Origin of the sequence: Clostridium hydrogenum (assembly GCF_021432385.1) — a bacterium.
Taxonomy (GTDB): Bacteria; Bacillota; Clostridia; order Clostridiales; family Clostridiaceae; genus Clostridium_S; species Clostridium_S hydrogenum.
In genome coordinates this window covers 2,015,422-2,036,021 of the sequence record NZ_JAEACT010000002.1, presented here as the reverse complement: position 1 = coordinate 2,036,021, position 20,600 = coordinate 2,015,422, and the positions used below count along the sequence as shown (strand labels likewise).

The following is a 20,600-nucleotide window of genomic DNA, read 5'->3' as shown; positions in this document are numbered from 1 at the left end:
CTTTACAAAATGATAAAAATATTATATGATAATGATAGAACAATCATTCGAACTAATGTTCGCAATTATTTTGTAATGTAAGGAAGAGATGAATGGATAGAACAGTATGTGAATTATTCGCTGGTGTAGGTGGTTTTAGATGTGGATTAAATGGCATAGAATCTTTAGAGGACATAAATGGAGAAGAAAAATGGGAGACAACATGGTTTAGTCAGTGGGAACCAGCAGAGAAAAGTACACAATATGCACATGACTGTTATGTGTATCATTTTGGAACCTGTTTGGATAAGAATGGAAACGATACAACGAATATGAATATTGAAGAAGTCGATAAATCGACGCTCCCAGATTTTAATTTGCTCGTGGGAGGTTTTCCGTGTCAGGACTACTCTGTTGCCTCCTCGTTAGCGACATCAAAGGGATTGGAAGGGAAGAAAGGTGTTTTATGGTGGTCCATTAGAGATATTTTGGAAGAAAAGAAGCCACCATTTGTACTTTTGGAAAATGTAGATCGATTAATAAAATCGCCAGCAAAGCAAAGGGGTCGAGATTTTGGAGTCATACTTGCTTGTTTTAGAGATGAAGGTTATATTGTTGAATGGCGAGTGATTAATGCAGCTGAATATGGTTATCAGCAAAGAAGACGAAGAATATTCATATTTGCATATAAAAATGATACAAAATATGCAAATAAAATCATTGATAAAATGCAAAGTGACATAGATGAGGGTGTATCTAATGTGATTGAAAAGGAAGGTTTTTTTGGAACGACATTTTCCATTGATAAAATTAATTCAAAAAAGATAAAAATCCAAGAATTACCGAATGAAATTGGAGAGTTATCGAATCATTTTAGCTTTACTTTTGAAAATACAGGTATCATGAAGGATGGCATTATATATACGGTAAAGACAGAATCGAACTATCAAGGAAATCAAATTACACTTGGTGATATGTTGGAAAATGAATCGGTAGATGAGAAATTTTTTATTCCAGAAGAAAGATTGTATTATACGGCTACTGATATAACACATAGTGATGAATTGAAGAAAAGACTTTCAAAAGAGCAAAGACAGACATGGCAATATCTAAAAGGTGCTAAGAAATTACCACGTAAGTCATCTGCAACAGGTCATGAGTATATATTTTCTGAGGGCGCGATATCAATGATTGACGATTATGATAAACCAGCAAGGACAATGCTTACATCAGAAGGTAGTTTTAGTCGAACAACACATATAGTAAAAGATAAGATGACTGGAAGAATCAGATTACTTACACCCGAAGAAACGGAGCGTATTCAAGGATTCCCCACAGGGCATACAAAGTATTGTTTGATGAATGGGAAAAAGGTAGAAATGCCAATAAATAAACGTAGATTTATGATGGGAAATGCATTGGTTGTTGATTTGATAAAAGATATGGAAAAAACATTAAATAAAATATTTGCTAGTGAATGAAAAACATCTAGAATTACTGGACTGAATTTTTATATGTATACAGAAGAAACGGATAAAGGATCTATTGATGAAGCTGATAATAACGATTATAATGAGTATGGAGAGAATTTAATATAAATATAAATGCTGGAACATAACTAATAAATATTATGTATCCAGTTTTTTTATAGATAAATGTTTTTTACCGTAAGCTCCCTAATAAGAATCTGAATAGAAAGTGTTGAAAAAACATGAGATAATCGTCTAAAAGCAACTCAACAATACAGAATGAATTAATGGATTAAAATTATACGGGAATGCCACAGTAGTGGATGAAATATAAATTTTTGATGAAGAGGTAATAGCATTAAACTAAATACATACTACACTGATTAAAGAAAATTGGGGCTGCTACTTTGTAAGGACTACTTGCATGCATAGAATCTTAAGAATAAACTAGAAGGTTTTGAAAATGTACATTTAGAATTAGGCACTTAGTATGTTTGACTTATTGGCAAAAATATACCATTATACTAAGTATAAGTATACTGTTAACTAGAATTGGAACTGTTTTATGTTAATTAGGAGGTGCAAAATACCGTGTATGAAAGAATGCTAGACAAGCAGAAGGTGCCGTTATTTGAGGAAATGATTTCTTATTGCGGTGAAGTTGGAAAGTCATGGTTGGAACTAGATGTATATCTAAAGGATAAACTTGGAATGAAAAGTTGCATTCGTTTTCCATATGGGAATAAATACGGATGGGGCGTGAAGTATAGCCTAAAAAGTAAACATATTTGCGATGTCTTTGCCGAAAACGGAGCTTTTATGGTATTGATTCGTATTTCAAATGATGCAATGGAGCCAATTTACAAAACACTGAGCGATTATGCCAAAGTTGTGTGGGATAATAAATACCCATGTGGAAGTGGTGGTTGGCTTAATTACCGTGTTACAGGCAGTGAGCAATTACAGGATTTAATGAAGATAATGGAAACAAAAACAAAGAAACATGGTAAATGAGTATACTATGTAATTTGTCTGTGTTTATTAGAAAATAATTTAATGTACTTTGTTACTTTTTATGGATTAGGCTTTACTATTAATCGTGAAGACTATTCTGTAATTAATAAAGTCATAAGAAAGTAAAATAATTTGCGGGGCTTTATAAAAAATAAAGAAGTTTTTTCTAAATATGATTGTAATGAGAATTTGATATATGAGGAGAGTTTCAATGGGGTTATTTAATAAATTAAAAAAACATGATTCAAAAATAACATCAGAAAATAAAAATATAAAATACGTTTCTAATATTACTTTGGGACAGCTTGGTTTTATGGAGCAGCTTGACCGGGACGTAGTAGTACTAAGTGATGATGGAAATATTGAAATAGATAGAGCTGTGCATATATGTATTTCACAGGAAGCTTTAAATCAAACTTTGCAGGAATTTAAGGAGACAAAGCAAAAAGAGTATCAGTGCATTCAGCTGCCTCTTGGAATGGCAGTAGATAATGTGATTCAGCAGCCTCTATTTGATGCTCTCATAATTCATGGTCTTACACTGCAGGAGCTTATTATTACCAAAGAAGATTTAATGCCTATAAAGGATTTAATTGATTCCTTTTGCATAATGTATGCAGCAGCTAGAAATAAGATAAGTAATGAAAAGGCATTTGAACTCATGAAGGATAAGGTGGTGTACATTCTTGGAACATTGCCTACTATTAGCATGAAATCTGAAGGAAAATTTGGTTTTGATATCATTAAGCGAAAGGCAGAAAATGGCGAGGAATATGAATCTATTAAGTGTTTTTTAACTAGGGAAAGTGCAAATAAATATAATGGTAGCAAAAGTGAAATTACTCCAGTATCAGTTAACCAAATTAAACATTTCTTTGGTTCTATTATTATTGAGCCACACAGAAATTATTGGGTTGAGTTCAGATAATGAGATGAGGGATTGTTAGAATCAGCTTTAAGCTCTCCGTTTCAATCTTTATATATGGATATGAAGAGCAGTTAAAGTAAGTTAAGTTATACTAGAGGAAAGTACAAAACTAGCTTATTGTGGTTATAGATAGTAAGCTAGTTTTTTTATTGCCCCCAAATAAATAGAAGGCAGGTACTAAAAATAAATTAGGAACAATTTTTAGTATATAGCTACTGATAGATAGACAACTTGGAAATTAAAAATTTCAAATTTCAAGCTTATCATGGCAGCAATGTTTTTCAATTCACAGTTCACGATGCACAATTCACAATACACATGCTAGGGGTTTGGGCTTTAGCCCATGTAAATTCATGAACCTATGCATATTAATTTCAAATTTAGTAAACAAAAATGTATGCATATTATCAAACCTTGCCTATGGGTTTGGGCGTAAACCGATGTAGGTCCTTTAACTTAGTAGAATTACTTTTAATAGCAGTGCAATAAAACTTTGTATATTAATAAACTTTCTCTCAGGTAAATCTTAAATTTAAATATTTTCAGCTTCGCTAAGCAATAAAAAAATAAGTTTTAAGATTTTTATACGATCTCGTAGAAAAATCATCCTTCATTGTGCATTGTGAACTGTGAATTGTGAATTTAAAACATTAGCATAAGGATACATTTGGTATTTATAATTTCAATGTTTCAGGTTGTCTATCTATATTAATAATTTATATAAATAAATTAAAAAATAGATTAAAACGCATTGAAACTTGTGGAATATAATAGTAATATTAACATGGAAGTTTAAAACTGATTAGTGAAATTATGAGAGGTGACACTGTTGGGAGCAAGTGAATTAGAATATTCAGCAAGTATAATAAGTGAATGTTCATGCAATATAAAAAATGAGAAAAGCAATTTTTCTAATGGACTAGATACTGCGAACTTAGATAATAGGGATGAAGAAAACACTGCAGTACTTCAAATATTTGATACTATAAAAACAGAAGTGCTTATACTTACAAATCTGATGGATGGAATAGCAGAAGAACTTCGTGAAGAGGCAAATCGTTTAAGGCAGGCTGAAGAAGCGGCAAAACAGCAAAAGCAGGCAGGTGCTTAAATATGATTTCAGTGGATTTTGAAAAGTTAAAGGAACTTTATGATATTGTAAATAGATTTGAAGGTACAGTTAGTGAAAATTTAAGTAGAGCAGAAGCACAAACCTCTGGCATAACAGCGAGTGGTGACAGGCTTCTTCGTCATTTAAATGAAACAAAGCGATTTTTAGATGATGAAATTTCAAGGTATCAAAATTTAGAAAGAAGATTAAATGAAAAGGCAAATGCAATTAATTTTAGAGGTTTAAAAGCAGTAAATGCAGTAAATATTGACAGAATAAGCGAGGGGATAAATTCACCATCACCTAATCTTTACGAAGCTTTGTTTAAGCCCATTGTATCTGGAGGAGATGCAAGTCTTGATAATAGAAGCAGTAAGGTAGAATTAAAAAGTGAAAAAGAAGAAAATGTAATTGATAAAACTTTAAAGGTAGCAGATGGAAAAGTAAATTCAGCCGTTGATATGGTGGAAAATGCTGCAAATGAAATTAAGAATTTTGCAGAAGAAAAAATAGAAGATGTAGATAAGGCAATAAAGAATGTAGAGGAATACTTAAAATCGGAACTAGCGGAATTAACAAGGCAGATAAATTCTGTATTAGAGGAAATCTTTAAAACTTTTGAAAATAAAAACTTTCAAAAGTCTGGCACAGATTTTTTAATTCTTTTAGCTACTGATGTTCAGGAATTAACTACAAACAATAAAGAAGAACTAAAAGTACTTCCTAAGGTTGAAGCTGAATATGAAAATAAACTAATTGAAGACTTCGATAACTTCAAGGCGGATGCTTGGAATGAATTTAGTAAAAGCCATCCAGAAGGAGCAAAATTACTTGAGGATACTTCAAATAAAATAAATGATTTAGAGGGAATAATAAAGAAATCGTGGGAACTATACAAGAAAATTGATCCTAAACATGCTGGAATTCTAGCAGGAGCATGCACCTTTGTAAAAGAAACTGTAGAAATTCCATATGATGTAGCAGAGTTTTGTGGAAAGCAGTGGTATAACCTAAGAACTGATACAAAAGGAACTCTTTTAAGTTGGCTAGATACCAGTCAAAAGATATATGGTATTCTAAATCCACAAATACCAAAAACAGCAGAACAGCTGGAATTTGAAGGTAATTTGGTTAACTCTATAAAAAACAGTATAGATAAAAACCTAATTAATGGAGATGAATATACAAGATATAAGTTTGGTACAGATGTAGTATTAAATATAGCTACACTTTTTTCAGGGAAAGGAGCATTAAAAGCTGCATCTGAGGCAGGTAAGATGGAGGATGCAGTGAAATTTGGTAAGGATGCAAGTGAAATGTCCAAGCTTGAAAAAGGCACATCATATGCAGAAAAAATGTCGGAATTATCAAGCAAGCTAAAAGGTCTTGGTAAAGCTAGCGAGGAAATGTTTAAGAATACGTTAAGTGAGATATTGAGTCTTCAAAAATCAATGTCAGATAAGTTTGGAGATATAGTAGAAAAGTTAAAAGCCATAGATAAAGATGTGGAAATTAAAAGTGAAGCAAAAGAGATTGTAGAAACCGGTGAGAAAAGTGAAGTTGAAGAAAAAACAGTAAATGATATAATAAATGAAAAGAATGAAGTAGGTTCACCTGTAAAGGTTGATGAAGATATAAAGAAAGTAAATGAAAGCAGTTATGAAGAAAAAATAGAAACTGATTCGGAGAAAGTAAGAGCAACTAAGAGTGAACAGCTTAAAGATGTAAAAGACAGTGGAGTAAATGTAGAGTCTAAAACTGATGGAAGGGAAAAGAAAGGTACTGAGGGGGTTACACAAGCTGAAGACTATGGAAAGTATTCAACTCTAATTGATGGTAAAGTAAAAGAAATAGAAAAGTCATATCTACCTAATACTTTAAGTAAAACATTTACTGATAGTAATTATAGAACTGTAATTACAGAGGAAAAAATAATAGTTTATAGAACCTTTGGTGGTAGAGCTGATGCTGGAGGTTCATTTGTAACAACAGTTCCAGCAGAAAGTAGAATACAAGCTAAAATAGATACTGCGCTGTTACCAAGTTGGGGAAATAGTAGAATGTATGAGGCGGTAATAGAAGTTCCTAAAGGTGAAATATTAAACATAGGAAAGGTTGCTGAACAGACAACTGAAAGTGGTGCTAAATTAGTTGGTGGTGGAGACCAAGTGGTGTTACCATTAAATTGGGATTTGAATTGGATTAAAGAAATAAGAATAGTACCATCTAAATAAAGAAGGAGTATTAGAAATGAATATAAAAAACTTAGAAAATAGCATTAAAAAGGTAATAGATATATTGGAAAATCAATATGCAAATCAATTAAATAATGGAATTCTGGAATTAATATATAAAAGATATAAAAATGCTTTGATTTGTTTAAATAATAATGATTTAAAAACTATAAAAATAGCTGGTGGGGTAAGAGCGTATTTAGACAGTTATAGTGATTATACTTGTCCCTTAGTAATGGCAATGGATGAGGCTGAAACAATATATGATGAAGTTTTAAAAGATATATAAACTTTAATGCATAATAAACAATAAACTAGTTGCATAAAAATGATTAGTTATATTAAAGAGTGAAATCAATTGAAGTAGTAATAATATTCACTGCATAATCTAAATAATGCAGTGAGGAGATGAAATGAACCAGCTGAATTCAAGTAAGCTGGTTCATTATTTTTTTAGCAGTTAATACATGTTGTAAATACATCATTCAAAAGAACTATATTAAAAAGCGGCGATAACACATCAGAAAACAGAGATTTATGAGATACAGCTAAAGATTCAGAATATCTCATAATAGGTCAGAGAGGAGCATTAAGAAGAGATGCAATAAATACAATGATTGAAAGGTTAACTGAGGAGATAGGAATGATAAATAAATTAAAACCCCATACCTTCAGACATACTTTCTGTACAAGATTAATAAACAGAGGAGTGCCAATTTCAACAGTAAGTAAACTAGCAGGGGCTGTCGCACTAAGAAAATATTTAACTATAATTTAAAATTATTGCGAACAAAATCAAGTGAAGGTTTTAACGATACTGTGCACGTTAAAGGTTAACTTTTCAGATAAATCCGAAAGTTAAGGTTATTTTTCCTTCGCTTTGCTACGTAAAAAATTATAAATTTAAATTAAAGATTTTCCATAGTAAAACGGAGGAAAATCATCCTTTGCTTTTCACATAAGTGAAAAAGTTCACCTTTTAACGAGCAAAGCAAGTTAAAACCCTTCACTATTAGCTTTTTCGCCTTCTTTTTAGACGAAAAAATTTAGCTATTATCTCGCAATACTTTTTTGCGTATAAAATAATTTTGTGCGACAGCCCCTTTTATATTAACAGTAGCAGAGAAGAGAAAATGAAGGCGGTAAGCCTATTGTAGGAGGAGAAAATTATGATAACAATCTACACTTTAGAAGAAATCAAGGAACTAAGAGACATTTCAGAAGCAATGAAAGAAGAATTATTATCGTACTTTGAGGAGAGTGCTAAAGCTAGTGGTATAGCATCAGCAACATTGTGGAATAGGCTACCTAATAGGGCATATGTTGGGCACATCTATGTCACATGAAACTTAGATAAATCAATAGGTTGGGCATATGGTCACATTAAATTAGTTAAAGCAGAATGAAAAATAACTGAATAAATACTAAAAATAAAAAAAGAATTTACCACGCAATACGCCCTAAGCTAGTAAAATCAATGTTCTAAGAAGATTCAATAATGATTTCATTGAAAGCTACAAGGTCATTACCTCTAGCAGAATAAGAACGGATTGGCTTTCGCCCCCCATTCACAATAATTCTCCAAGAGGATTGATTGCTTTAAACTGAGGTTGCCTGCGTCCCTGCATGAATAATGAATAGGAGTGAATAGAGATGCATAAGAAGTAGAATCATATATACATTGGATTAGACCTACACAAGGATACCCATACCGCTGTTATTATAGACTGCTGGGATGAGAAGATAGACTCAATAACCACTCTGACCAATCAGCTTCATGAACAGTTAAACTATAATTACCCAAGCTATAAGAAATTTTTTTCTGATGTAAACAGTAAGACTGCATTAGCATTCTATGAAAAGTACCCATCACCGAAGCACCTAAGAGGTGTAACCGATGTAGACTTAGCTAAATTTTTAAGGAAACCTAGTCATAACAGCTGTTCAACAAGAAAGGCTAAGGAGATACTTTACATTGTAGAAAGTGATGTAGATACAACAAGAGAGTACCAAGAGTCTAGAGATTTCATCATTCAAAGCATTGTAAGAGACATTGCTTTTAAAAGTGAGGAAATTTAGAAGGCTGAGGCTGAAATGAAGAAGTTACTAAAGCTTTTAGACTTAAAGCTAGAAACTATTCCAGGGATAGATACTGTAACTGCAATAGCACCAGTAAATTTCAGTTCAGCAGGTAAAGGAAAAGATAAAAAGAGTAAGCAAGGTAATAGGGAACTATATGGAGTGTTCTATTTCCTAGCAGTGCAACAGATACAAGTCTCTAAGAAAGGAACTCCTAGAAATCCAGTTTTCCTAGAATACTACAAGAGAAAAGTCTCAGAAGGTAAAACCAAGATACAAGCATTAGTATGTGTAATGAGAAGGCTTAATAACATCATCTATGGAATGATGAAGAACAAGACTGAATACATTTTACCAGATATGTAAGTAGAGCAAATAGCATGATAAAATAGTGGTAGATGTTGAAGATACTCAAGTCTACCACTAAAAAATCATAAGACAGACTCTGACCCAAGGGGGGTAGTAAAGCTGAAGAACTAAGTTCTATAATTAAAGAATAGCATACAATAGATGATGCAATATTAAAAATAAAAAATTCATCTATTGAATCGTATAATAGTGAAAGTATTACAAAACTATTAAATGATGTTAATGAAATTAAGCTTAATACAAGGGGAAAAGCAAGGTTGAAAAGTGAAACACTTCATAAATGTGGTTTCACTAATTTTGATAGAAATGGTAGCTTGGCAGATGTTCTTGCATTTAAGGATATGAATATAGAAATTATTGAACTTAAAAATCCAATAACACTTTATAGAAGAGGATATCCAGGTGAACCAACATCATCTTATGGATTGGGAAGATGGTGGAGTGATGAAAATCTTACAATTGAGCAAGTACGTGATAAATTAGCTGTATGCGAAAGTTGGGGTAATCCACTTACAGGAGAATATAAAATAACGGTACCAGCAGGAACAAAGGTAATTAAGGGTATTTCTGAAAAACAAATTATAAAGAATAATGTTGGTGAAATTATTGAATCAAGGGCTGGTGGAGGCACTCAATATTGGTTTAATGATATTGATAGTAGTTGGCTAAAATAAGGAGATAGATGTAAATGAATAGAAAAGAAGAATTTATTAAATTAATTGATTTAGGAACTTCAATAATTACAGTATTAAAACAAAAATCAGAATATCATGTGTTTATTGATAGATACAATTTAATGCTTAAAGAATTGGAAGATTTAAAAAATGCAGTAATGAACGAAAAAATTGTAACAAGTTTCATATACCTTAATGTTGTAAAGATGTTAGACCATAATGATCCAAAAGAACTTGAAGATATAATTATTAAGATTAATAAGTTTTATGTTGATAACTATTATGAGGAAGAGGATAACTAACTGCAGAATAAGATGATAATTAACTACATAAAAATAAATAATTTATATAGTTTAGAAAATCAACAGATTGTATAATATTACTCATAGCATAATATTAATAATGTAGTGAAAAGATGAAATGAATCAGCTGAATTTAAGTAGGCCGGTTCATTGCTTTATAGTGATAAAATATGGGGAGATGTTGAAAAGAGTATATTCTACCGCCAAAAGATAATAAGACAGACTCTGCCCAAAGGGGGGTGGTGAAGCTAGATTAAAATATTTTGAAACTTTAAAAAATGGATTAGTAGATGATGAAACTTGGAATAATTTGTATAAGTATGTTGTAAGTTATATGTCTAAAAATGATTATACTAAGTTTGTTCTAGAAGGAAAATCAATTGTATAATTATTATAATATAGTAAGGCGTAGCAAAACTAATACATGGTAGAAATAGTAAAGGCTAATGCTGAAAAAAGGTGTTAGCCTTTTTTCAGCATCCTTGAGAACGGAAGTATGCCTAAGAATAAACAGTTAAATGATGTAAAGTATAGTGGAACAAATGAATACAGATGATGCAATGGTCAAGATAGAAAGAACAGACTACATTCATGCAATTAGTGGTTCTGAAATATATTTAAAGTAGTGAGGGATGAGATTAATGGATATTAAAATCGATGAAAGTGTCAAATGGAAACAAGATGGCGAGATAGTTGAAATAAAGATAGCAGATGTTTTAGTAGCAAAGGAATATGGTTTAAATAAAGTATATATTAAAAGACTGGATAATGATAAAAGTGAGATAAATGAATACTATGATTTGAAAGGAAGACTAATTTATTCATATGCAAGAAAAAGTGGAAAGGTGGTTTGCTATGATAATGCAAAAATTAATGATTTTATAGTTGATGATTTGATTTCAATTAAGTATTGTGAAAAACATAAAAGGTTTGTTGCTCAGGTTGGGATAAAAAGAACAAATAGTAGAATGATTGTATTGAATAATGTAGGAGATACGCTATATGAGGTTAAAGCACCTATGCATTATACATTTTATAGTTTGTCAGAAAACGACAATGAAATAGAAATAATATGTCAAGGAGATGAAGAAATGGCAGATAAGTTTGGACGAAATGATTGGCGTTTTTCAATTGACGTATTATCAGGTAAATTAATAAAGCAATCATTATCATATTAAGAGAATGGTTGCATGCTATGAGGTAAAGAATGACTTAGGAAATCCTGAGTATTGTTCTCTAGATGATAGTTCTGTAATTTAAGAATTATCAAGAGAAAGCAATAATGAAAAGATTGTTGCTATTAGATATAATAAACAATGGTGGAAGGTGAAATAAATGGAGGAAAATGGACAGTTTGCTATATATAAAGGAATAGAGTATAAGTGTTGCTTTAGAAACAATGGTAAAATCGGTTTATTAAGTGAAAAGCCCTTGGAAGGATTTATTGAGTTTATGGGAACTTATTCAAGGGATGTTACAGAAGAAGATTGTTCTAAAATATATAAAAAAACATTATGCTTCAAATACAACAATGATAGTCTTCTTATTCGTGAAGAGGATGATAATAAGGTTTTACTTGAAACGGGACCAAGGGCTTATGATTTAATTAGCTTAGGATTTAAAAGTGTTCTTAATGATACATTTCAAAAATGGGTATCATTAAGTGAAGGAAAAAGGTATTGGGCAATTTATGATTATAAAATGGAGCATTAAAAAGTAATTTTATATTACTTATAGTATACATGTGTTAATTTATAAAAGTTGGGCCCGTGTGTAAAAACAAAAGTCTTTGGTACAAGCATAAAGATAAGCTTGTCTGGTCCTGAAACTTTTCCAGTTTGTATTACTGTCCATTGCTTGATTGGTCCATGTCCAATTACGTTAGTTTTAACACCTTTATTAGCATAGGGTATGAAAGTTGTAGAGTTTTTTGGCACCCAGAAGAAAACTTTCATATGAGGCAGATGGTCAGCTCCAATCATCCAACTGTGAACTGGGTTGCCCCTCTTTTCAACTTCATTAGTAGAAATATAATCTGAAGAAGAATTAGATGAAAGAAAAAGAGACGATGTTTTTACTAATACAAAAGCGCAAAATGATAAAACAAATATAAATAAAAATATCTTTAAAAATTTCATTTTAAAACTTCCTATCCTTAAAATTATCAATCAAACTATGAATATATAATCTGTAATAAAGCTTGCACATAAGCTTTAAGTTTTACATGTTAGTATAATAACATTAAATAAACATTTGTACAATAATGCATGCATAGGATGATAAAATATGTATTATGAAAGGAGAAAAATTATGGACAACAAGAAGGTAGGAGCATTTATATCAGAGTATATATTATTGCAGTTTTTGAAGTGTTACAAGAAAGTATTCAACAGAAAAACTGAAACAAAGCAAGAGGTGTGATTATGAAAATGAATATGTTAATAAGTGCAGTTTTTCAGTTGATTATACTATCATTTGTACCTTTTGTATGGTGGCTTATTACTGCAAGGAAAAAAGCTAATTTCTTTAGATGGGTTGGCTTAAAGAAAATTAGGGTAGATAATATAAAAATATATTTGGTAGAAATGGTTATATTCATATGTGCCTCCTGTTTGATATCATCTAAAGTTTTTCAGATAGTTATCGGAAATGCTAAAACAGCAACAACTCAGTTTAATGGAAGAGGGGTTACTGCTGTACCTAATGTAATTATTTTTGCATTTTTTCAAACGGGGCTTTCAGAAGAGATATTCTTTAGAGGATTTTTAGGAAAAAGATTAATTAACAAATTTGGATTTACTGTTGGGAATATTATGCAGGCATTTGTATTTGGATTTGTGCATGGAGTTTTATTCTTTCCCATGATTGGAGCATTTGGTGCGGTTGTAATAATAATGCTTATCAGTGCAATAGGATGGGGAGAAGGGTTTCTTGATGAAAGAAAATCTGGTGGTTCAATAGTTACAAGCTGGATTATTCACGGAATTATGAATTTAATATCCTCTGTGGCTACTATTTGAATTAATAAGTTCAGCCATGGCAATAAATTTTGGATTAAGGTAGCAGATAAGGATGTACGTTTTATTCTTTTATGATAATGCGACACCACACCTTTTGCTGCTTCATTTTTTGATATTGGGTTAGCACTAGGAGTTTTACTTCATTTATGACATTTTCCATTACCTCCTTAAGTTATTTCTTATGGATGTTTTTGCGAAACTTTAAATGCAATTAAATTATTGACAAAAAAATGATTGACTTTTGTCGAAAAAGCACATATTCTATTACTTGGGGATAGAAACTAGTAAGGGGAGATTGGAATAAAATGAAAAAATTAAAACTTAACAGTATTCGTACTAAATTAATTGTTAGCTTAGTAGCAATTTGTGTAATTCCGCTAATTGTATTAGGTTTTGGTTCATATACTCAGTCAAAATCAATACTTAGTAAGAAATTAAGTGTTACGAGCAAACAAACACTTTTTGAGGTGAATAATGGATTGTCTGACTATTTTAACGGACTTTCTGGCATTGTTAACATGATGTCAACTAACTATGATTTTGTAAATGCTGAAGTGGGAGATAATATTAATTATATACCTGATATGCTAAAAGGTATAAAAGAAAATAATAAGGATATATTTACTACATACTATGGAACTGAAAGTGGTAAATTTCAAATATACCCTATTCAAGCAATGCCAGATGGGTTTAAAGCAACTGAAAGGCCTTGGTATAAACTAGCTTTAGAACACAAGGGACAGGTAGTAATAACTTTACCCTTTAAGGATGCTAAAACTGGTACAAGGGTTGTATCTTTAGCAAAAACGGTAGAAAAAGAAGGTAAAGTAGTTGGCGTAGTTGCAATGAACGTTTCATTAACTGCACTTACAGAAAAAATGGCTATGAGCAAAGTGGGGACTTCTGGATATTTATTTATAGCTGATATAAATGGTAATATTATAGCTCACCCTCAAAAAAAGCTTATTGGTACAAATTCAGCTTCTAAATTATCAATTTGGAATAAAGTAAAATCGGAGGATAATGGATTTGTTTCTTATACATATAATGGCGTAAAAAAGTTTGGGGTATATGAAACCAATACTATTACTGGATGGAAATTAGTAGCTACATTAGAACAAAATGAACTATCTAGTGATACAAAATCAATATTACAAACAACTATTCTAATAATAATAGTAATGGCGTTAATTTCAATACTTGTGTCAATGATATTAAGTAAAGGAATACATAAAAACATTAAGAAGCTAAAAGAAGTATTTGCCAAGGCTTCAGATGGGGATTTAACGGTATCAGTAAACGCAACTACAAAGGATGAGTTTAGAGATTTAGCTGTATCATTTAACTCTATGATAAAAAATATATCAGGGCTTATGAATAGTGTTACAAAGTCATCTAATACTGTATTAGAAACGTCAACAAGTCTTGCAAGTATGTCAGAGGAAGTAACGACTTCTATAGCTGAAGTGGCAAGCGCAATAGGGGAAGTTTCCATAGGAGCAACTGCACAAGCTCAAAGTGCTCAAGACGGTGCTGCACTTATGGAAGACTTATCAAGTAAAATAGATAAGATTAGCAATGACTCTAATGAAATGGATAAAATATCAAGTACTACTAAAGAATTAGGTTCAAAGGGATTACTAATGATAGATGCCTTAATAAAAAAATCAAATAAAACCAAAGCAACTACTAAAGAAGTTAACAATATAGTTCAAGATATGAATGAAAGCACTAAAAAAATAAATGCAATTTCTGAAACAATAGCTGATATAACTGAACAAACTAATCTTTTATCATTAAATGCAAGTATAGAATCTGCACGTGCAGGTGAAGCAGGTAAAGGATTTGCTGTTGTAGCGGAAGAAATAAGAAAACTTGCTGAGCAGTCTAAAAATTCGACAGAAGAAATAAAGTTAATCATAGCAGGTATACAGGAAAAATCAGGCACAGCTGTGGAAGCTATTAAGTCCACTGAATTTGTAGTAAATGAACAAGATATAGCTGTAGGTCAAACAAAGGATATATTCAGTGAAATCTTAAAATCAATTGAAATATTGATTAATAAGGTTGATGAAATAAAGGTATCCGTTGCTTTTGCAAAAGAGAAAAAGCAATCTACAGTATCCGAGATTGAAAATATTTCATCTGTGTCAGAAGAAACAGCCTCCGCTTCGCAAGAAGTTACAGCTTCAACAGAAGAGATAACAGCCACTATGGAAGAACTTACAAGATATTCAAGTAGGCTTCAAGCCTTAGCAGGGCAATTAGGGATTGAAATAAATAAATTTAAAATATAATTAAAAATAGCCAAACATACTAAAGGAAGCTATGCTTTAAATAAGTGTGAAAATCAACACTTGTTTAAAGCATAGCCTTTTAAATTATTATATATAAACGATAAAAAAATGTAGCAGGCTTCTCTATCACTCCATAAGATATTCTGAAAGCTAATAATAAAAGGGAGTTATCATGTATAATTGTTGTTTCAGGGAAAGTATGATATATACTAGAGTTGTTTCTTATGCACGTGGAGATGTAAATGGTGATAAAGTACCTGATAATGTGTATTTAACTGCTGTAAAGACACAAGATAGTCCTTTTGAACAGAATATTACTCTTGTAATTCAAGATGGAGTTACGAGAAGATTTACAAGTATACCACTTAAGGCAAATGCAGGCTATGACCCAAATCTGTTTTTGGCTGATTTTACAGGTGATGGAGTGAAGGATATTAAAATAAGCATTTTTTCCGGCGGCAGTAGTGGGTACACATTTCACTATATTTATTCCTTTGTAAACAATGTGCCAAAGCTAATCTTTGACTTTGAAGTGTATAATCAGGAATATAAATATGATATTAACTTCAAAAATAATTACAAGGTTGAAGCTTTAAGTAGGAAAAACCAAGAAAAATACATTATAGATTTATCTCTTAGGGACAAAGAGTATTTGAATGAAACATATGATGCAAATGGAGTTTTAAAGCAGCCAATAAGCGGTTTTGTAGATCCAATAAGCAGCCTTTATCCTGTGGATTATAATTTGGATGGAGTATATGATTTAATGGCTTATCAAAAAATAGCAGGAAGATCTAATGTTGATGGTTTAGGCTATTTTTTGAACGTTTTAAAATGGAAGGATAATAGATTTGATTTATATGACCAAAATGTAGCTATTTTTGGAGTTCAAGTATAGGAATAAGATAATTACTGCAATTGAGTTTAAGCTTTTGATAAAAGAGATGGGCTTCAAAGATGGATAGCTTTCTTTAATAATGATATTTGAGAAGATAAATTAAAATAGCTTATGAAATATACAAAATAACAAGTCCAAATTGAGAGATAGTTTGGACTTGTTATTTTATTTAAGATACCTTATTTTGAGTGGCAATTAACTATAAGTTTAACGAATTAAAATCAATTTCTAAATTATCATATATTCCAACCGTTACTTTATCCTTAAAAGTATAACCTTTTGGAGCTCTAAACTGGTTTGTTTCAGCATCAAGTCTATAGATTAATATAGTTTCTTATTTCAGCAGCAAGTTCCATAATAATTTTCTGATGAATTCTAGTTGGAGCGTCAGCCATGTTATATATGTGACCGTCTATAATTTCAATACGTTGGCCTTCTGGATAAGTCAAATAATCAGCATAGCTATGTAATTTGTTTTCAGCAGCATTATTCATAAATAGGGCACTCCTTTCAGAATTTTATTTTGAATTTTTTAACTTGTTTATAATGCCTATCTATAGGAGCATGTGAAAAATATAGGTATTCTTTTTTACGAACCGCTCATAAGGCTTTATGTGCAGTATAGTAAAACCTATAGAATACCTTTTTTCACATCCTCCTATACTAAATAATCACATTTGTTAATTAAGTTTACACCAGCTAATATTGGTTGTCAAAAAATTATTTTGCCTTTTCTTTTCTTCATGTTTAAGAAATTCAGAGTCTTTCATAGATTCACACCTAATTTAGCAAGATAGTGTTATTAATTGCCTTAATACTGCAAGAATTTTAAAATTGTTTTAATTATAATATCATTAAAGATAGTCGTCAAATCTTATAAGGTAGGTCAATTGGGATTTTCAGTAGGTCTAGTTGGCATATGGATAAGTATGGTATTAGATGAGATAGTTAGAGGAATAATAGTATTAATTTAGATGGAAAAGAGGCGGCTGGAGAAACAAATCTGTTGTCTCGTAAAAAACGCACATGGAGGTAGAATAATGAATTTTGCAGCAATTGAACACAAGGCATATGGATCAAATTGTTACGCATTAGACGATAAGAGTTTGGTAATAAGACTAAAGACAGGTTATGAGGTAAAGAAGGTAGAATTGATATTTGGCGATCCTTTTGATAAGAAGGGGTTATATGGTGATAAGGAATGGATAACTTCAAGTATTGAAATAAAAGAGCAAAAGAAATTAAAATATCAGCTTTTATGGCAGATTGTGGTTAAGCCCGAATTTAAGAGGATAAAATATTGTTTTAAGTTATATTCTGAGGAGGAATGTTTTTATTATTTTGAAAATGATTTTTACACAGAGGAACAGATGAAATTACGGGGACCTTTATTGCAGTACTTTATTTTTCCATGGATGAATGAAATCGATATAAATAAAACACCTAATTGGGTAAACAATACTATCTGGTATCAGATATTTGTAGATAGATTTTGCAATGGCGATGAAAGGCTTAATCCCGAAAACGTAAAACCTTGGAAATATGAAAAGGTATCGGCTTTTGATTATTATGGAGGAGATTTAGAGGGGATTATAAATAAGCTTCCTTACCTTAAGGAACTTGGGATTTCAGGTATTTATCTCACACCAATTTTTAAGGGAGACAGCAATCATAAATATGATACTAAGGATTACGAGGCAGTTGACCCTCATTTCGGCGATGAAAAAAAATTGAAGGAGTTAATCAAAAAAGCACACGAACACGGCATGAAAATAATGATTGATGCAGTTTTTAATCATACAAGTTATATGCATCCTATGTGGCAGGAGGTATGTAAGAAAGGCCCAGAATCTAAGTACTATGATTGGTATATGATTAACCGCTGGCCTTTTGATTTAAAGGATATAAGTACACGTGACGGAAAATACTATTCTTTTGCTTTTGCAGCACCCATGCCAAAATTAAATACTTGTAATCCAAAGGTTGTGAATTATCTAATTGGATTATTAAAAAAGTGGGTTTCAGATTATGAAATAGATGGTATACGATTTGATGTGGGAAATGAGGTTTCGCATGCTTTTGTGAAGCAGGTGAGAAGAGAGTTAAAGGCAATAAATCCAGATATATATCTATGCGGTGAAATTTGGCACGATTCTAATGCCTGGCTTTTGGGAGATGAATATGATGCCGTAATGAATTATCCTTTTTTAAGTTCAGTAACAGAGTTTTGGTGCGATCCAGCATTGAAAAACAGGGAATTTGAATATGCAATGAACTATGCGGCTTCTTTATACATGGAGCAGACTAGCTGCGTTCAGTTAAACCTTTTAGACTCTCATGATACAGAAAGACTTATAAATAGGTGTGCCGATGAAAAAGCCTTTTATGAGCAGTTAGCTGTGTTATTTACCATGAATGGAAGTGCATGTATTTATTATGGAACAGAAATAGCGCTGCAAGGAGGAATGGATCCAGACTGCCGAAGATGCATGCCATGGCAAGACATAGAGGCAGGTAAATATACTGATAAACTAGAAAAAATGAAAAAGTTAATTCATATGCGTTCTTCTTATCCATCACTAAGAAGAGGAGATATTAGTTACTATTATGACTGTGGCAATGAAAGAGTTTTGCATTACAAGAAAACCTTGGACGGAGAAAAAAGTGTACATGTTTATATTAATGCTTCCTTGGAAGATGTTAATTTAGATGAAAAAAAGGCTGAAGGATTTTTAGAACATAAAATACTTTTTTCTAATGAGTACAGCAGTGGTGTTTTGAAAGCTGGAGGGGTGCTAATTTTAGCTTAAAAAGGGGAAGACAACGAGTCTGCTTGACCATTATTTACCGTTATGATAAACTGATTTTAATACTTTAAAGGAAGCTGGGTCAGAAGATGATAGTAGATAAGCATATGATTCGAAGAAAAAATCGATCTATGATCTTAGAGAACATAATTTGTAATGAACCAATTTCAAGAGCTACTCTTTCAAAACAAACAAATTTGAATAAAGCTACTGTTTCAGAAATCACAAAAGAATTATTGGATGCGGAGATTATTAAAGAAATAGGAGAGGGTAGCAGTACTAGTGCCGGTGGTAGAAAGCCTACTATGCTCCAACTGAATAAAGAAGTCGGTTTATCCATTAGCATTGACATAGGTGCATACTATATTGCAGCGGCCTTGTTTTATACTAATGGTGTAATGATTCAAGAGACTATAACAAGAGATATTTCCGTTTATAAAAAAAATGTAGTAGATCTTGTAGTAAAGGCAGTCAAAGAGATGGAACAGATTAAAGTTCCTACTATTTATGGTATTACCGGCGTTACTTTAGCGGTTCACGGTATTACATATAATGAGAAAGTTGTTTTTACATCTTATTATGATCTTGATAAAATGGATTTGCATGCTGAAATTAGTGCTCGCTGTGATTACCCGGTGTATATTGAAAACGAAGCAAACTTATCAGCTTTAGCAGAGAGTACCTTTTCTTCTGAGCATAAAAATTTGATTTGTCTTAGTGTCCATAGTGGAATCGGTGTTGGCGTCATAAATAATGGAGAATTGTATACTGGTATTAATGGAATGGCTGGTGAAATTGGTCATTCTATTATTGTGCCGGATGGTATCCCTTGTGGATGCGGAAATCGTGGATGCTTAGAGAGATATTGTTCTGAAGCTAGTATACTGGAACAATATGCAGAGAAATCGGGCAAAACCAATGTGACTCCCGATGTACTTCAAAAAGATTATTATCAAGGTAATCCAGTTGCACATGAATTAACTGCAAAGATGTCTAAGTATTTGGCAATTGGAATTAATAACATAGTAGTGTCCTATGCACCGGAAATTGTCTATATTAATAGTCCTATCATTCGAAGAATTCCAGAGATGATTGAGCAGATTAAAAGCAATCTTGATAGCTCTTTTATGAAGGGGGTAGAAATCAAGAATTCCAGTTTGGGTTCAAAAGCAATTTTGCATGGAGCATGTGCAGTATGTACTCGTAAATTTTTAGATGTAACTCATTTAAAGCTTTGCTCGTCAAAAAATGAATAAAGCATTTTTTAAGATGTCTAATGAAGTGGGCGCTATAAAATAGACAGGTGAAAAAATTGTTTTTGCCTGTGTATTTTATAGCGTCCTTATTACGTTATAAAAAATACTTTATGTTTTTTTCAAAAAAAATAAAATTTATACTTGTCTTTTTTTTTACAAACAG

18 protein-coding genes and 2 pseudogenes are annotated in these 20,600 nt (G+C 31.6%); 18 read left to right on the top strand and 2 right to left on the bottom strand.

Translation table 11 applies throughout. The features are described from left to right. Window positions 1-92 precede the first annotated feature (92 nt). From dcm to CUEA01_RS09160, 13 genes and pseudogenes are all read left to right on the top strand, one after another. A complete protein-coding gene (gene dcm, locus CUEA01_RS09220; protein ID WP_234121350.1) occupies window positions 93-1,460 on the top strand; it encodes a DNA (cytosine-5-)-methyltransferase in 1,368 nt (455 codons plus the stop codon). Between the two features lie 567 nt (window positions 1,461-2,027). After that, window positions 2,028-2,462: a DUF3788 family protein gene (locus CUEA01_RS09215; protein ID WP_234121349.1), complete on the top strand. Its 435-nt coding sequence runs from the start codon at window positions 2,028-2,030 to the stop codon at window positions 2,460-2,462. A gap of 211 nt (window positions 2,463-2,673) precedes the next feature. Then, entirely contained in the window at window positions 2,674-3,390 is a 717-nt protein-coding gene (locus tag CUEA01_RS09210) for a hypothetical protein (protein WP_234121348.1), read from the top strand. A gap of 829 nt (window positions 3,391-4,219) precedes the next feature. Then, on the top strand, window positions 4,220-4,501 hold the full coding sequence (locus CUEA01_RS09205; protein ID WP_234121347.1) for a hypothetical protein: 282 nt from the start codon (window positions 4,220-4,222) through the stop codon (window positions 4,499-4,501). Between the two features lie 2 nt (window positions 4,502-4,503). After that, a complete protein-coding gene (locus CUEA01_RS09200; protein WP_234121346.1) occupies window positions 4,504-6,735 on the top strand; it encodes a hypothetical protein in 2,232 nt (743 codons plus the stop codon). 16 nt (window positions 6,736-6,751) lie between these two features. After that, window positions 6,752-7,024 carry a hypothetical protein gene (locus CUEA01_RS09195; RefSeq protein ID WP_234121345.1) on the top strand — a complete coding sequence of 91 codons (273 nt, stop codon included), beginning with the start codon at window positions 6,752-6,754 and terminating at the stop codon, window positions 7,022-7,024. 270 nt (window positions 7,025-7,294) lie between these two features. Then, window positions 7,295-7,513 (top strand): annotated as a pseudogene (locus CUEA01_RS09190) (tyrosine-type recombinase/integrase); the annotation flags it as partial. 391 nt (window positions 7,514-7,904) lie between these two features. Then, on the top strand, window positions 7,905-8,081 hold the full coding sequence (locus CUEA01_RS09185) for a hypothetical protein (RefSeq protein ID WP_234121344.1): 177 nt from the start codon (window positions 7,905-7,907) through the stop codon (window positions 8,079-8,081). 328 nt (window positions 8,082-8,409) lie between these two features. Further along, window positions 8,410-9,180, top strand: a pseudogene (locus CUEA01_RS25335) (hypothetical protein). 260 nt (window positions 9,181-9,440) lie between these two features. After that, a complete protein-coding gene (locus CUEA01_RS09175) occupies window positions 9,441-9,857 on the top strand; it encodes a hypothetical protein (protein WP_234121343.1) in 417 nt (138 codons plus the stop codon). A gap of 14 nt (window positions 9,858-9,871) precedes the next feature. After that, entirely contained in the window at window positions 9,872-10,159 is a 288-nt protein-coding gene (locus tag CUEA01_RS09170) for a hypothetical protein (protein ID WP_234121342.1), read from the top strand. A gap of 641 nt (window positions 10,160-10,800) precedes the next feature. Continuing rightward, a complete protein-coding gene (locus CUEA01_RS09165; protein WP_234121341.1) occupies window positions 10,801-11,337 on the top strand; it encodes a hypothetical protein in 537 nt (178 codons plus the stop codon). A gap of 157 nt (window positions 11,338-11,494) precedes the next feature. Then, window positions 11,495-11,872 (top strand): hypothetical protein, encoded by a 378-nt coding sequence (locus CUEA01_RS09160; RefSeq protein ID WP_234121340.1) that lies wholly within the window; start codon window positions 11,495-11,497, stop codon window positions 11,870-11,872. Window positions 11,873-11,886: 14 nt separating this feature from the next. On the opposite strand, the gene CUEA01_RS09155 is transcribed toward CUEA01_RS09160, so the two are convergent. Further along, window positions 11,887-12,297: a hypothetical protein gene (locus tag CUEA01_RS09155; RefSeq protein WP_234121339.1), complete on the bottom strand. Its 411-nt coding sequence runs from the start codon at window positions 12,295-12,297 to the stop codon at window positions 11,887-11,889. A gap of 285 nt (window positions 12,298-12,582) precedes the next feature. Here CUEA01_RS09155 and CUEA01_RS09150 point away from each other — a divergent pair, with 285 nt between their 5' ends. The 3 genes from CUEA01_RS09150 to CUEA01_RS09140 all read left to right on the top strand — a co-directional run bounded on the left by CUEA01_RS09150 (window position 12,583) and on the right by CUEA01_RS09140 (window position 16,374). After that, window positions 12,583-13,179: a CPBP family intramembrane glutamic endopeptidase gene (locus CUEA01_RS09150; RefSeq protein WP_234121338.1), complete on the top strand. Its 597-nt coding sequence runs from the start codon at window positions 12,583-12,585 to the stop codon at window positions 13,177-13,179. Between the two features lie 305 nt (window positions 13,180-13,484). After that, complete coding sequence (locus CUEA01_RS09145; protein ID WP_234121337.1) at window positions 13,485-15,476, top strand: methyl-accepting chemotaxis protein; 1,992 nt, start codon at window positions 13,485-13,487, stop codon at window positions 15,474-15,476. A gap of 172 nt (window positions 15,477-15,648) precedes the next feature. After that, window positions 15,649-16,374 carry a VCBS repeat-containing protein gene (locus CUEA01_RS09140; RefSeq protein WP_234121336.1) on the top strand — a complete coding sequence of 242 codons (726 nt, stop codon included), beginning with the start codon at window positions 15,649-15,651 and terminating at the stop codon, window positions 16,372-16,374. Between the two features lie 314 nt (window positions 16,375-16,688). On the opposite strand, the gene CUEA01_RS09135 is transcribed toward CUEA01_RS09140, so the two are convergent. Continuing rightward, window positions 16,689-16,868 carry a PDDEXK family nuclease gene (locus tag CUEA01_RS09135; RefSeq protein ID WP_234121335.1) on the bottom strand — a complete coding sequence of 60 codons (180 nt, stop codon included), beginning with the start codon at window positions 16,866-16,868 and terminating at the stop codon, window positions 16,689-16,691. Between the two features lie 546 nt (window positions 16,869-17,414). Between CUEA01_RS09135 and CUEA01_RS09130 the strand changes: the two genes are divergently transcribed. Beyond that, window positions 17,415-19,184 (top strand): glycoside hydrolase family 13 protein, encoded by a 1,770-nt coding sequence (locus CUEA01_RS09130; RefSeq protein ID WP_234121334.1) that lies wholly within the window; start codon window positions 17,415-17,417, stop codon window positions 19,182-19,184. Between the two features lie 104 nt (window positions 19,185-19,288). Further along, the gene (locus CUEA01_RS09125; RefSeq protein WP_234121333.1) at window positions 19,289-20,437 is read left to right on the top strand and encodes an ROK family protein; all 1,149 of its coding nucleotides are present in this window, start codon (window positions 19,289-19,291) and stop codon (window positions 20,435-20,437) included. Window positions 20,438-20,600 lie beyond the last annotated feature (163 nt).